At 67.8% G+C, this 14,059-nt stretch carries 9 protein-coding genes; 4 read left to right on the top strand and 5 right to left on the bottom strand.

The features are described 5' to 3' along the window. Window positions 1-68 precede the first annotated feature (68 nt). From AC1RM6_RS28610 to AC1RM6_RS28595, 4 genes are all read left to right on the top strand, one after another. Window positions 69-1,754, top strand: a complete 1,686-nt coding sequence (locus AC1RM6_RS28610; protein ID WP_493107737.1) for an MFS transporter — start codon at window positions 69-71, stop codon at window positions 1,752-1,754. Beyond that, window positions 1,751-2,884: an HlyD family secretion protein gene (locus AC1RM6_RS28605; protein WP_493107735.1), complete on the top strand. Its 1,134-nt coding sequence runs from the start codon at window positions 1,751-1,753 to the stop codon at window positions 2,882-2,884. Before AC1RM6_RS28610 ends, AC1RM6_RS28605 begins: the two co-directional genes overlap by 4 nt. Next, window positions 2,884-4,251 (top strand): efflux transporter outer membrane subunit, encoded by a 1,368-nt coding sequence (locus tag AC1RM6_RS28600; RefSeq protein ID WP_493107733.1) that lies wholly within the window; start codon window positions 2,884-2,886, stop codon window positions 4,249-4,251. The genes AC1RM6_RS28605 and AC1RM6_RS28600 overlap by 1 nt, the downstream gene beginning before the upstream one ends. A 203-nt stretch (window positions 4,252-4,454) precedes the next feature. Continuing rightward, window positions 4,455-5,375 (top strand): crotonase/enoyl-CoA hydratase family protein, encoded by a 921-nt coding sequence (locus tag AC1RM6_RS28595; RefSeq protein WP_493107731.1) that lies wholly within the window; start codon window positions 4,455-4,457, stop codon window positions 5,373-5,375. Here AC1RM6_RS28595 and AC1RM6_RS28590 read toward each other — a convergent pair. The 5 genes from AC1RM6_RS28590 to AC1RM6_RS28570 form a co-directional block, all read right to left on the bottom strand. Beyond that, on the bottom strand, window positions 5,358-7,325 hold the full coding sequence (locus tag AC1RM6_RS28590; RefSeq protein ID WP_493107729.1) for a putative bifunctional diguanylate cyclase/phosphodiesterase: 1,968 nt from the start codon (window positions 7,323-7,325) through the stop codon (window positions 5,358-5,360). The two genes, AC1RM6_RS28595 and AC1RM6_RS28590, sit on opposite strands and share 18 nt — an antisense overlap. Before the next feature lie 378 nt (window positions 7,326-7,703). Next, entirely contained in the window at window positions 7,704-8,273 is a 570-nt protein-coding gene (locus tag AC1RM6_RS28585) for a hypothetical protein (protein WP_493107727.1), read from the bottom strand. Between the two features lie 134 nt (window positions 8,274-8,407). Then, a complete protein-coding gene (locus AC1RM6_RS28580; protein ID WP_493107725.1) occupies window positions 8,408-10,057 on the bottom strand; it encodes a family 43 glycosylhydrolase in 1,650 nt (549 codons plus the stop codon). Continuing rightward, window positions 10,054-11,052 (bottom strand): alpha/beta hydrolase, encoded by a 999-nt coding sequence (locus AC1RM6_RS28575; RefSeq protein ID WP_493107723.1) that lies wholly within the window; start codon window positions 11,050-11,052, stop codon window positions 10,054-10,056. Before AC1RM6_RS28575 ends, AC1RM6_RS28580 begins: the two co-directional genes overlap by 4 nt. Window positions 11,053-11,146: 94 nt before the next feature. Continuing rightward, complete coding sequence (locus AC1RM6_RS28570; RefSeq protein WP_493107721.1) at window positions 11,147-14,047, bottom strand: TonB-dependent receptor; 2,901 nt, start codon at window positions 14,045-14,047, stop codon at window positions 11,147-11,149. Window positions 14,048-14,059 lie beyond the last annotated feature (12 nt).

Below are 14,059 nucleotides of genomic sequence, written 5' to 3'. Positions count from 1 at the left end.
CCGATCGGGGAGGTTGCGGTACGATGCGGCTCCGAAATAGACAGGCCGCATGGACGCGAACCCGACCCGTGGCTGAGGCGCCTTATATCTTCAAGCCGCACGAGCGGCCGACGCTGCCGGGCTCGCCGGCCAACCCCGATCATCCCGCGCGGCGGCGGCAGGCCTATTTCGCGATCGGCTGCCTGATCGGCATCACCGGCGGGCTCGGCAACGCGCTGGTCACGGTCAATCTCGTCTTCGCCCAGGGCACGCTCGCGCTCACCCCCGATCAGGCCGCCTGGCTGACCGCCGCCTATTTCATGACCAACGTCACCGGCAATCTGCTGCTCGTCAAATATCGCCAGCAATATGGGCTGCAGCCGTTCATCCGCTACATGCTTGCGGCCTATGCGCTGACCACGATCATGCACCTGTTCCTCCATGGTTTCTGGACTTCGGTGGCGGTGCGCGCGGCCAGCGGCATCGCCGCCAGCGGCCTGTCGACGCTGACCGTGCTCTATTTCATGCAGTCGATGCCCGCGCCGAAACGGCTGTGGGGGGTGATGATCGGCATCAGCATCCCCCAGCTCGCCACCCCGCTCGCCCGCGCGCTGTCGCCGCGCATCCTCGACTGGGGCGACTGGCACATGGTCTACTGGTTCGAGCTCGGGCTGGCGCTGGCGACGCTCGCCGCGGTGCTCGCGCTGCCGCTGCCCCCCAGCGAGCGCGAGAAGGTGTTCGAGAAACTCGACTTCCTGACCTTCGGCCTGCTCGCGCCCGGGCTGTGGCTGATGGTCGCGGTGCTGTCCCAGGGGCGGATCCAGTGGTGGACCGAACGCGCCTGGATCGGCTGGGCGCTGGCCGGCGGGGTCGCGCTGATCGCAGCCGCGCTCGTCGTCGAGCATCGCCGCGCCAACCCGCTGCTCAACACCCGCTGGCTGGCGGGGCGCGAAATGGCGCGGCTGATGACGGTCGCCGCGACGATCCGCATCCTCCTGTCCGAACAGGCCTTCGGCTCGGTCGGCCTGCTCACCACGCTGGGCATGCTCAACGACCAGATGGTGGTCCTCAACCTGATCATCGTCGCGGCGTCGATCGCCGGCCTCGTGGTCGCGGTGCTGACCTTCCGCCCCGACAATGTCGCACGGCCGCTCAGCATCGCGGTGATCCTGATCGCCGTCGGCTGTTTCCTCGATGCCGACGCCACCAACCTCACCCGGCCGAGCAGCTTCTATTTCAGCCAGGCGCTGATCGGCTTCGCCTCGCTGATCTTCATGGCGCAGACGATGGTGATCGGCATCGCCCGCACCCTGGTCGCGGGGACGAAGAATTTCGTCAGCTTCATCGTCCTGTTCAGCCTGAGCCAGAGCGTCGGCGGCCTGATCGGCACCGCGCTGCTCGGCACCTTCCAGGTGGTCCGCGAGAAATATCATTCGCACGAGATCGTCCAGGCCATCGTCATGACCGATCCGCTGGTCGCCGCCCGGATGCGCGCGGGCAGCGGCGCGGTCGCCGGCGTCGTCGGCGACCCGGCCTATCGGGGCGCCGAGGGCGCGGTGCTGCTCGCCCAGCAGGTCGCGCGCGAGGCCAATATCCTCGCCTATAACGACGTCTTCCTGCTGCTCGGCGTCGCGTCGATCGCGGTGGTGCTGTGGAGCTTTGCGATCCGCTTTTCGATCCGCCGCCGCGGCGAGCTTTCACCCGTCATCATGTTGCAGAAAATGGCCGCGGCAGCGGCAGCCGCCGCCCAGGCCAAACAGGGACCGACCGCATGAACGACACGAGCAGCGCACCGCCTGCCGATCCTCCGGCCGCCCCGCCCCCCGCCGCCGATCCCCAGATCCAGCCGCCCAGCGGTTGGCGCCCGCCCGAAAAGACCCCGGTCACGATCGTCGCGATCGTGGTCATCGGGCTGATCGCGGTGCTGGCGATCCTCTATGCCTGGCGGCTCCCGCCCTTCACCGGCTTCTCCGAAGGCACCGACAATGCCTATGTCCGCGGCCGGGTGACGATCATCAGCCCGCAGGTCAGCGGCTATGTCACCAGCGTCCCCGTCCAGGATTTCGCCCAGGTCCGGGCCGGGCAGATCCTCGCGACGATCGACGACCGTATCTACCGCGCGAAGGTGGCGCAGGCCGCCGCCAATGTCGCCGCGCAGGAAGCCGCGCTCGCCAATTCGTCGCAGTCGCAGCGCTCGCGCGAGGTCGCGACCCAGAGCCAGGATGCCGGCATCGCCAATGCCCGTGCCCAGCTCGTCCGCGCCCAGGCCGACATGCGCCGCGCCGACGCGCTGGTCGCCGACGGGTCGATCTCGGCGCGCGAGCGCGACCAGACCCGCGCCGGGCTGCTCGCCGCCGAGGCGGCGGTGCGCCAGGCCGAGGCCGGGCGCGCGATCGGCACCCAGGATGTCCGCACCGTGATCGTCGGCCGCAGCGGGCTCGAGGCCGCGGTCGAAGGCGCGAAGGCGGCGCTGCGGCTCGCGCGGATCGACCTCGACAACACCGTGATCCGCGCCCCGGTGACCGGTCAGCTGTCGGAGATCGGCGTGCGCAACGGCGCCTATGTCACCGCCGGCACCCAGCTGATGTTCCTGGTCCCGCACGACGTCTGGATCGTCGCCAATTTCAAGGAAGGCCAGACCCGCGACATGGCGATCGGCCAGCGCGCCAGCTTCAAGGTCGACGCGCTCGGCGGCACCCGCCTGATCGGCCATGTCGAGAATATCTCGCCCGCCGCCGGCTCCGAATTCGCGGTGATCAAGTCGGACAACGCTACCGGCAATTTCGTCAAGGTCGCCCAGCGCATCGCGGTGCGCATCCGCATCGACCCCGGCCAGCAGGCGGCCGCGCGACTGCGTCCCGGCATGTCGGTCGAGGCGAAGATCCACACCAGCGGCCTGCCCTGATGCGGACGGTCCACTTTTCCATTCTCCCCCTCCTCCTCGCAGGCTGTGCCGGCCCCGCGATCGAAACCGCGCAGGTCGCCCCCATATCGACCGCCACCGCCTGGCGCACCGACGCCGGGGCTTCCGCATCGGCCCCGATCGACCGCGCCTGGTGGCAGGCTTTCGGCGACCCGGCTCTCACCGCGCTCGTCGACCGGGCGCTCGCCAACAATGCCGATCTCGGCGTCGTCGCCGGCCGGGTGCGCGAGGCGCGCGCCAACGAGCAGCTCGTCCGCGCCCAGCTCCTGCCCACCCTCGACACCGCGGTCGCCGGTGGCCGCTCGCGCTCGGTCAATGCCTTCGGCCTGCCGGCCGAGCAGAATTTCGCCCAGCCGCAGCTCCAGGTCGCGTGGGAGCTCGACCTGTTCGGCCGGATCGCCGACCAGCGCTCGGCCGCACGCAGCCTCTATCTCGCCAGCCAGGCCGCGCGCGATGCCGCGCGGCTGTCGATCGCGAGCGCCACCGCCGCCGGTTACATCACCCTGCTCGGGCTCGACGCGCGGCTCGAGGTTGCCCGCGGCACGCTGACCGCGCGCACCGACTCGCTGCGCATCGCCCGATCGCGCTTCGCCAACGGCTATGCGCCCAAGCTCGACCTGCAGCAGGCCGAGGCCGAATATCAGGCGACCGCGCAGATCATCCCCCAGATCGAACTCGCGATCAGCCGCACCGAGAACAGCCTCAGCCAGCTCACCGGCGACGCCCCGCATGCGATCGACCGCGGCGCCCCGCTCGACCGGCTGGTCGACCCGCCGGTCCCGGCAGGCCTACCCTCCGACCTGCTGCGCCGCCGCCCCGACATCGCCCAGGCCGAATATCAGCTCGCGGCCACCGACAAGGCGCTCGCCGCCGCCCGCAAGCGCTTCCTGCCCCAGTTGCGGCTGACCGGGGCGTTCGGCGCGGCGATCTCGTCGCTGCTCGACGATCCGATCACGATCTGGTCGGCGGGCGGCAGCATCCTCGCCCCGATCTTCGAAGGCGGCCGGCTGACCGCCCAAGCCCAGGCCGCCGGCGCCCAGCGCGACCAGGCCGCCTTCGCCTATCGCGGGGTGGTGCTCGGCAGTCTGCGCGAGGTCGAGGACGCGCTCGCCACGGTGAAGCGCACCGACGAACAGCTCGCCTTCGCCGTGAAACAGCGCGACGCCCTCGCCGAGGGCCTGCGCCTCGCCACCAACCGCTACCGCGAAGGCTATTCGGCCTATCTCGAACAGCTCGACGCCCAGCGCGGCCTGCTCTCGGCCGAACTCGGCCTCGTCCAGCTCCGCTCCGACGCCCTCGCCGCACGGGTCCAGCTCTACCGCGCCATGGGCGGCGGCTGGACCCCATGATCCGCATCAATTCGGTGACAGTGCACTTTTAGCGAGCTTCCGGCCGACGCCGGCGGATCGCTTCCACCGCCCGATGAAGCCGGCGCCACGACCGCGCCGTTCGCCCGATTCGCATTTCGTGCACCCGACCGCGCAGCAGCGAAGTGTTATTACATCATATGATGTTAACCATGGGCTCCCGACCCCCTGACGGAGCCCAGCCCATGCTCAAACATTCCCCCCATCTTCGCAACGCCGACCGCCTTCTCCCGACCCCGGCGGATACCCCCTCGCCGGCCTGCCCGCCGCGCCCCGCGCCGCTGTTCGGCTTCGAACAGCTCGAAACGCGCTGGGATGCCGGGGCAAAGACCCTGTGGACCGCGATGGCCGCCCGCAACCGGCCGAGCTTCAACCCCGCGCTGCTCGGCGAGTTCGCCGCATGGCAGGATGCGATCGTCGATGCGCATCATGGCGGCGAGATCGACATACGCTATCTCGTCCTCGGCTCGAAGCATCCCGGCGTCTTCTCGCTCGGCGGCGATCTCGATCTGTTCGCGAACAAGATCCGCGCCCGCGATCGCGACGCGCTGCTGTCCTATGGCCGCGCCTGCGTCCGCGTCCTCCACCGCAACATGCTCGGCCTCGACCTGCCGCTCGTCACGATCGCGCTGGTCGAAGGCGATGCACTGGGCGGCGGCTTCGAGGCGCTGCTGTCGTTCAACGTCGTGATTGCCGAACGCGGCGCCAAGTTCGGCCTGCCGGAAACGCTGTTCGGGCTCTTCCCCGGCATGGGCGCGCATTGCTTCCTGTCGCGCCGGCTCGGCACCGCGCAGGCCGAGCGGCTCATCCTCAGCGGCAAGACCTATTCCGCCGAGGAGATGTACGAGCTCGGCCTCGTCCATGTGCTCGCATCGCCGGGTGAGGGCCGCGCCGCCGCCGAGGAGTATATCGCCCGGCAAAGCCGCCGCCAGAACGGCCATCGCGCGATCTACGCCGCCTCGCGGATCGTCAGCCCGCTCGCGCTCGCCGAGCTCGAGGAAGTCGTCGAAAGCTGGGCCGATGCCGCGCTCGAACTGACCGAGACCGACCTCAAGCTCATGCAGCGGCTCGTGTCCGCGCAGGATCGTCTAATGAAGCCGGCTTGAGGCGTTGGCCGGGGATCGCCCGGCGCCGATCGGCGAGGGCGGGGTGGCGGCCAGCCATTCCCGCACCTCCGCCGCGGTGAACGGGCGCGCGAGCAAATAGCCCTGGCCCGCCACGCATCCGGCGAGACCGACCTGCTCGAGCTGCGACGCCGTCTCGATGCCTTCCGCGATCGTCTCGAGGCCCAGCGTCCGCGCCAGTTCGACGACGGTCCGGATGATCGCGATCGCATGGGGATTCCGGTCGAGCCCGGACACGAACGAGCGATCGATCTTGAGCGCCTGGAACGGATAGCGGGTCAGATAGCTGAGCGACGAGAAGCCGGTGCCGAAATCGTCGAGGATCGTCCGCACGCCCACCGCATTGATCGACTGGAGGATCGACAGCGCGCCTTCGGCGTCCTGCAGGAACACCGACTCGGTGATCTCGAGTTCGAGCCGTTCATGCGCCAGCCCCGCCTCCTGCAGCGCCGACATGATCATCGTCGGCAGCAGCGCGCCGCGGACCTGCGCGGCGGACAGGTTGACCGCGACCCGCACATCGTGCGGCCAGTCGCCGGCATCGCGGCACGCCCCGCGCAGCACCCACTCGCCGATCGCGCCGATCATGCCGATATCCTCGGCGATCGGAATGAATTCGGACGGCGACACCGCCCCGAATCGCGCGCTGTTCCAGCGCAGCAGCGTCTCGCACGACCGGATCGCCCCCGTCCGCAGATCGCGGATCGGCTGGTACAGCCGCTCGAACTCGCCCCGCGTCAGCGCGTGGCGCAGCTCATATTCGAGCGCCAGCCGGCGGTCGCGCCCGGCGTCGGTACCGGGCTCATAGGCACCGACCAGGTGCCGCCCGCGCGCCTTCGAACGGTAGAGCGCGAGGTCCGCGTGCCGCAACATGTCGTCGACGGTTGCGCCGTCATCGGGGGCGATCGCGACCCCGACCGAGGCGGTGACCAGCAGCTTGGCGTCGCCGGCCATGAACGGCGCGCGCACCAGCGCCTTGATCCGCTCGCCGATGACCGCGGGCTCGTCGATATCGCTCATCCTGCTGACCAGCGCGAACTCGTCGCCGCCCAGCCGGGCGACGATCACCGATTCGGCGAAGGCCCCGCGCAGACGCGTGCCGATCTCGGCGAGCAGCGCGTCGCCGATCATATGGCCATGGGTGTCGTTGACCTCCTTGAACTTGTCGAGGTCGAACCAGTGCAAGCACAGGCGCGCCTGCGGCCCGCAATCCCCGAGCAGCTGGTTGAGCCGCTCGTTGAAGGCGAACCGGTTCGCCAGCCCGGTCAGGCTGTCGAGGCGCGCGAACATGGCGTTGATATCGGCTTCGGCGGCGCTTTTCTGGACCGTGGCCATCGCCTTCAGGATGATCCGGTACAGGGTCATCATGATTTCGAGCATCGCCATCCCGAACAGCAGGATGATGACCGCCAGCGCCCATAAGAGCGGGTTCCCGGAAATGCCGAGGCCGACGACGACCGGCACCAGCGCCAGCACGACCTGGCCGATCGCGATCGTCGGCCGGCCGGCATTGCGCGATGCGATGCCTGCCGCATAGCCGATGACGGTCGCAACGGCGAGCAGATGCAGCGTGGGATCCTGGGCACGGATCAAGGTCGCGCAACCGAACAGGCCGAGCGCTCCGGAATAGAACCAGGCGCCGACGCGAAAGCCGCTTTCACGTGCCGATGCGAGGGCGGGCCGGGTCGAACGCAGCGATGCGACGATGCGCAGGCCGCCGACCAGCACCACCAGCCCGGCACAGATCCACAGCCCGACATCGGCGACGGCCTGGGCGACCAGCAGGGCGATCGCCCCGCCGGTCAGCGCGCCGATGATCAGCGAGCGCTGCGACGCGAACAGCGTTTCGACGAGCGCGGCGCGAACCTCGCTCTCGAGCGCCGAATCGATCGCGATCGATTCGGAAATGCTGACTGCCGGAACGCGCGTCATGTTCCACTGCCTCTACAGCGACCCGAGTCATCGGTCGGACTCATCTGATGGCTCATAAGTCGCCGGAAATCAAAAACTTGGAGCACGCCATCTTATGCAACCGGATGCTGTCCCGCTCCAATATCGTGAAATGACGGCATCTTCGCCGCCGCCATGGTCCGAACAGCGTGCATCGACCGTGATCACCAACATGTTAATCGCCGTTAAGACTTAACAAGCCGTAAACTTGCACCGACCACATGATATAGTCCCGCATGGTCGACGACCCGCTCTTGATCGCGCTTTACGGCACCAGTCAATGACGAAGCCGCGCGAGGCTTTATTCGGGATCCGCTGGACAATCGGCACTGCCCGCCCGACGGGCACTGGGCGCCTGCTTCAGGGAACGCTGATCACGCTTTCGGGCATCGCAGGATATTCGCGAAGCAGCGCTGCGATCAGATCGGACGCGACCACCGCATCCTGCCCCTTGGGGGTGCCCGCCGGTCGCACGGTTATGGCGGTCCCCTGCCACAATATGCCGGGCTCGTCGCGGTTGTGGATGCGGACTTCCAATCGGGTGAGCTGGAGCGGGACCACCCGCGTCTTCGCGGTCGGAAGCATGACGTTCATGCCGACGCCGACCGCGCTTCCCGCGCCGCCGGCCGCGCCCGAGCCTGCGGGCGTGACCTTCGCGGTCCCGGTCCCGACCCGATCCCGGCTCAGCACCAGATCGGCGACGAGGCCGGCGCGCCCGGGCGCCTCGATGGTCGTGAATCCCTTGGCGGCGAACGCCTGACCGACCATGTCGATAAAGATCGGCACCGAAGATTTGAGCTCCGGCGCGGCCTCCTTCGCCTCGACCGAAATATTCCTGGGCGTCGGGGGAGACGCAACCGGTGCCGATCGGCCCGACGTCGCGGCGAGCGCGAGCGCCGACGCCAGGATCCAGCTTCGCGTGCTTGGCATATTCTTCTCCAACCGCCGGGCGACCACGGGCATGTCTGGCGACCGATAACAGCCCGTGCGGCGCTTGAGCATATCGATCGAGGATGCGCCAGCATCTTCGAGATCGCGTATGATACCCCGCATAGCGCGGAAAATCACCCCAGCGCGGTGAAGCGGAACCCGCTGAACCGCGCCGCGCCCTTGCCCGCGGCATAGAGGCCCGGCCGCAGCATCAGGAAGCCGCCGCGGACATTATGATGATAGCCCGACACCTCCATGCCGCGATCGAAGCGCTTCCAGTTCCGGCCGTCGGCACTGACGTGGAAGGTGACGATATGGCGGTCGTTGGTCAGCCGCATCCACATCTGCCGGCCATAGCCATGCGCCGGTTTGCCGCGCTCGATGCCATATTGATGGGTGCGGAACTTCGCCGCGTCGAAGCCGAGCCCGCAATGGAGCTTGTCGTCGTAGAACAGCAGCAGCCCGGCATGGCCCTCCTCGGGTACCTCGATCCGGCATTCGAACCGGTAGGCCTGGTCGCCGGCGATCAGCAGCAGCGGCGCCCCGTCGATCGGGCCGCTGCCGGCGCCCTCGAGCGACAAGGTCCCGTCCGCCACCGTCAGCCGCCTCGCCTCGTCGGGCCCCGGCCGGAAGAAGTTCCAGCGGCGGCCGAGCGCGGGGGCCGTGAAATCGTCGGAGAGTTTCTGGCCGTGCGGCCCCGCCTTGCCACCCTTCGGCGCCGCGATCGGCTGCGACAGGTCGCCGCCGCGCATGCAGAACCAGCCATCGGCGGTCCATTCGACCGGATCGAGCAGCGTCTGCCGGCCGAGTGTCCAATAGCCATTCTCATAGCCATGATAGACCGACCACCAACCGCCGTCGGGCGCCTCGACCAATGTGGCGTGGCCGCGCGACCACCATTTCTCGGCCGAAGATTCGCTGCGCACCAGCGGATTTCCGGGATGATGCTCCCAGGGCCCGTGGATCGACCGCGATCGCGCCGCGATCACCATATGGCCGGTCGGCGGGCCGGCGGTGCCGCCGACCGCGGTGATCAGGTAGAACCAGCCGCCATGGCGAGTGATCTTCGGCCCCTCGGGCGAAAAGCCCTCGACCGACCAGTCGTCGGGATAATGCCAGGGATCATAGACATGTTCGGGCTTGCCGACCGTTGCCAGGCCGTCGTCGGTCAACCGCACGCGGTCGCCGCCCGACAGGAACAGCCAGCGCGACCCGTCCTCGCCGACCGCATGGCCCGGATCGATATGATCGGGCAGATGGAGGTCGACCGGATCGCTCCACGGCCCCTCGATCCGGTCGGCCCAGATCACCCAGCTCGTATTGGCGCGCTTCGCCCCCGGGGCCGCCCCGTCGGGCGATCCTTTGGTCGGAATATAGAGATAATAGCGCCCCTTGTGCTTGCAGAGGTCGGGCGCCCAGACCGCGCCGATATTGCGGGTCAGCGCCGGCCCGACCGGCCGCCAGTTGATCAGGTCGCGCGAATGCCAGATCAGCAGCCCCGGATAGGCGTCGAAGGTCGAAAAGGTCATGTAATAATCGGCGCCATCCTTGAGGATGGTCGGATCGGGATGATCGCCCGCCATGATCGGGTTGAGGAAATGCCCGTCGCCGAGGTCGGCGATCCGCTGATCATCGAACCCGCGCCGCCAATTGTCGGCGAAGGTCGGCTGGGACGGTCGGGTCGTCGGTTGGGTTATCGCGGCCTTCGGCGCCGCCTCGCCCGCCGCCGGCAGCGCGGCGGCAGCGGCCCCTGCCGCGATCAGCTCGCGTCGCGAGATCGTCATGCGCGGAACAGCCCCTGGGTCTGCGCCCAGGACAGGAACAGCTCGGGCCAGTGCGCCGCCGGCTTGCCCATTGCCCGGCGAATCCCGAAACCATGGCCGCCATTGGTGAACAAATGGGTCTCGACCCTGATCCCTTTGCTGCGCAATGCTGCACGGAACAGCAGGCTGTTCTCGACCGGGACGACATCGTCGTCCTCGGCATGGACGAGGAAACAGGGCGGTGCGTTGGCCGGCACGTTGCGGTCGGGCGAATGCGCGGCCTCGAGCGCCGCGCCGGCCTGCTCGCCGATCAGATTCTTGCGCGATCCGGGATGCGCGACCGGCAGGCTCATCGACATCACCGGATAGATCGGCGCCGCGACGAACGGCCGCGCCGACAGCCGGTCGGCCTTGTCGACCGCATCATAGGTCGGCGTGTCGAAGCGCGCGGCGAGGTCGGCGCACAGATGCCCGCCCGCCGAAAAGCCCATCGCCGACACCCGCGCAGGATCGATCGCGAAGCGGTCGGCCTGGGCGCGGATCAGCCGCATCGCCCGCTGCGCGTCGGACAGGCAGACATCGGGGCCGGCCTTCCAGCCTTCGTGCGGCAGCCGGTAGAACAGCACGAAGCAGGTGATGCCCTGCGCCGCGAACAGCGCCGCGAGCTCATAGCCCTCCTTGTCGACCACCACCCAATTATAGCCGCCGCCCGGCGTGATCATGATCGCCGCGCCATTGGGGCGCAGCGGCCGGAACACCGCGAGCCGGGGCTTGCTGATCCCCCACACCGCGCGGTCGTTCACCGCGCTGTCGGTGCTGCGTTCCTTGACGGTTTCGGTGAGCGCAGTGGCCGGCATGCCGGGCGCGCCCTTGGGCCACAGGTCGATCGTCTCGTCGGGCTGCGGCAGCGCCGGCGCGGTGCCGGCGATCCCGGGTGGCGGCGTCTGCGCGCCCGCGGCGGTGGCCATCGCCAACGCGCCGCCCAGCATCAGCAACCTGCGATCGATCTCCGTCATCCCAAAATCTCTCCGCACCGCCAAAGGGAAAGGGGCCGACCAGCCATGACGGCGATCGGCCCCTTGATGATCAGGCTAGCACCACCTGGCCTGATCACATCTTGAATCGCGCACCGACCAGGAAGGTGCGGCCGAAATGGTTGTTCTCATAGTTGCGGTTCGCGTCGGCATCGGTGAAGCGATAGCGATATTCGTCGGTCAGGTTGGTGCCCTCGACCGACACTTCGACCCAGTCGGTGAGCTTGTAGCGGACCGAGGCATCGACGTTGACCGTCGAGGCATAGCCTTCGAAGATATTGCCGGTGCCGCTGTTCTGGTCGTTATACCCGCTCCGGTAGCTGACCGAGGCCCGCGCGCTGAACCGGCCGTCGTCATAATAGAGCGTGCCGTTATAGGCACGCTTCGACACCTGAAACAGCGTCGAGCTGCGGACTAGGCTGGTCAGCGTGATTGCGCCCGTCGCGGTGTTGAGCGTGCCCGGCCCCTGCACATTATAATCGGCGTTCGACTTGATGAAGGTCGCGTTCGCCAGCATGCCGAAATTGCTGAGCGCGCCCGGCAGGAACTTGAACGGCAGCTGCAGCGCCACTTCCATCCCGTCCAGCTTCGCACCCGCACCGTTCACGTTCGCGACGATCGTGTAGAGCTGGTTCGGGTCGAAGTTGATGAACGCCGGCGAACTGGTCGGCAGTGCTTCCTTCGGCAGGCCGGTCGATGCGAAGGTCCCGGTGAACGACTGCGAAATCGGGAAGCTGGCGATTTCCTTGCGGAACAGCGCGACCGAGAAGATCGACTGCGGCGCGAAATAATATTCGAACGCCAGGTCGTAATTGGTCGCGCGATACGGCTGCAGGTTCGGGTTGCCGAAGGTGATGCGGTAGTTGAAGCCGTCGATCGATCCGCCGGGGGTCAGGTTGCCCAGCGTCGGCCGGGTGATCACCTTCGCCACCGCGGCGCGGATGATGAACTTCTCCGACGGGTACAAAGCGATGTTGACCGAAGGCAACCAGTCGTCATAGCTGCGGTCCACGGTCACGACCGTGCCGCTCAGGATACCGGTCGAGGACTGCTGGGTGTGCGCATAGCGCATGCCGGCATTGCCCGCATATTCGAGGCCGAAGATCGTGCCCTTGACGTCGAACTGCAGATAACCGCCCGAGGTCGTCTCCTGCACCGACCGGTTGTTGCCGGTGTCGAGCAGCAACGGTCGCGAGTAGAGTTTGGTGAACGCGGTCGCCGCCGGCAGGTTGGCGACGATCCACTGGGTCGTCGTCCCTGCGGGCTGGCCGGCCTTGCCCAGATTGACGGTCTCGCTCAGCGCGCTCGTCACCGGGAAACCATAGACCGCGCTCGGCCCGAACACGGTGTTGGCCGAGCAGGCCAGCGTCCCGAGCACCAGATCGGTGCCACCATTCCCGCAGACCGCCGTGTCGCGCATATAGGCGATAGAGTCGAAGTTGAACCGGCGCCACACCCCGCCCGCCTTCACCGTGAAGGCGTCGGGCACCACGTCCCACTCGGCGCGCAGTTGCGCCGTCTTGAACCTGTTGGTGGTGTTGGACGGACGGTCGCGGATCTCCGCCAGCTGGAAATTGGCCGGGTCGGTCACGCTGGTGCCGAAGGTCAGCACCGGGCTCTTCATGTTGGTATAGTCGTATTTGTAGCCCGCCGCGTCACGGTCGTCGAACACCACGGTCGTCTCGACCGGGATATCGGCCTCGGACTTCGACAGGCCCGCGACCGCGGTGATGCGCAGCGTGTCGGTGATGTCCTGGTCCAGCGTCGCGCCGAGCTGATAGAATTTGGTCTCCGACTGGCGCTTGTAATGCTCGGTCCGCACATAGGCGTCATTGAGCGTCGCCGAGATGATGTTGTTGTTCGAATCATACACCGGATTGACCAGGTCGATCGACCGCTCGTTGGAGCGCGCCAGCACCTCGGCATAACGCTCCTCGCGGGTTTCGCGGAAGCGCGAGAACAGCCCGTCGATCGCCAGCTTGGTCGATTCGGTCGGCGCGAACTGCAGCGATCCGGTCAGGCCCAGCCGCTCGCGGTCATGATCGATCCGGCCGTAGCGCGGGATGCGCGGATGGAACGCGGTCGCCGCCTTGTCGCAGGCCGCGCTCGACCGATAGACGCCGCCGCGGTTGAGCGCCGCGACGTTGCTGGTCGCTGTGGTGTAGTAGCAGGGCGTGCCGTTGACCGAGTCGAACGCCGCCTGCGCCCAGCGAACGCTGTTATTGCCCAGCTCGAGCGTGTGCAGCTTCGAATAGGCCGCCGACACCGTCGCGCCGAAGGTGCCCGCGTCGTTCTTCCAGCTCAGGAGGCCCGCGACGCGTGGCCCGAGATCCTTCGACAGATCGTTATACGAACCGACCACCGACAGCGCGCCGTGAATGCCGCTCTTGCCCGCCAGCGCATTGCCGGTGTTGAGATCGACGACCGCACCCAGCGATCCTTCGTCGAGCGACGCTTCGGCGGTCTTGTGGACGACCAGGCTGCTGAACAGCTCGGATGCGAACACGTTGAAGTCGAACGCGCGATCGCGATTGGCCGACGCACCGTCGCTCGAGGTCGCGACCGTCTCCAGCCCGTTGACGCGGACGCGGGTGAACTGCGCGCCAAGACCGCGCACCGTGATCGCGCGGCCTTCGCCGCCATCGCGCTGGATCGAGATGCCGGGGATGCGCTGCAACGATTCCGCGAGATTCTGGTCGGGGAATTTGGCGATGTCCTCGGCGACGATCGCATCGACCGCCGAAATCGTCTGCTTCTTGACGTTCAGCGCGGCCTGTAGCGACTGGCGGAAACCGGTAACAATGATCTCTTCATTTTCGGCTGTGGAGGCCGCTTGCGGGGCGGCGTCGGCCGGGGCCGGGGCCGCCGCCTGCTGTGCGAAGGCAGGTCCCGACGTCAGCGCGAGCGCGGCGAGCGACACCGTGGCCGACCAATGGCGCCCGGCATTTGGGCGCGGCGATGCAGAAAATCCCCTCATTCTATCCATCCC

It is taken from the genome of Rhizorhabdus sp. GW822-FHT03C02, assembly GCF_058801765.1.
The sequence above is the reverse complement of the archived record's forward strand: the minus strand, read 5'-3'. Positions and strand labels throughout refer to the sequence as shown.

Coding starts and splice junctions, on each gene's coding strand:
- AC1RM6_RS28590 (WP_493107729.1), bottom strand. CDS start 7,325: ATGACGCGCGTTCCGGCAGTCAGCATTTCCGAATCGATCGCGATCGAT.
- AC1RM6_RS28595 (WP_493107731.1), top strand. CDS start 4,455: ATGCTCAAACATTCCCCCCATCTTCGCAACGCCGACCGCCTTCTCCCG.
- AC1RM6_RS28580 (WP_493107725.1), bottom strand. CDS start 10,057: ATGACGATCTCGCGACGCGAGCTGATCGCGGCAGGGGCCGCTGCCGCC.
- AC1RM6_RS28570 (WP_493107721.1), bottom strand. CDS start 14,047: ATGAGGGGATTTTCTGCATCGCCGCGCCCAAATGCCGGGCGCCATTGG.
- AC1RM6_RS28585 (WP_493107727.1), bottom strand. CDS start 8,273: ATGCCAAGCACGCGAAGCTGGATCCTGGCGTCGGCGCTCGCGCTCGCC.
- AC1RM6_RS28600 (WP_493107733.1), top strand. CDS start 2,884: ATGCGGACGGTCCACTTTTCCATTCTCCCCCTCCTCCTCGCAGGCTGT.
- AC1RM6_RS28575 (WP_493107723.1), bottom strand. CDS start 11,052: ATGACGGAGATCGATCGCAGGTTGCTGATGCTGGGCGGCGCGTTGGCG.
- AC1RM6_RS28605 (WP_493107735.1), top strand. CDS start 1,751: ATGAACGACACGAGCAGCGCACCGCCTGCCGATCCTCCGGCCGCCCCG.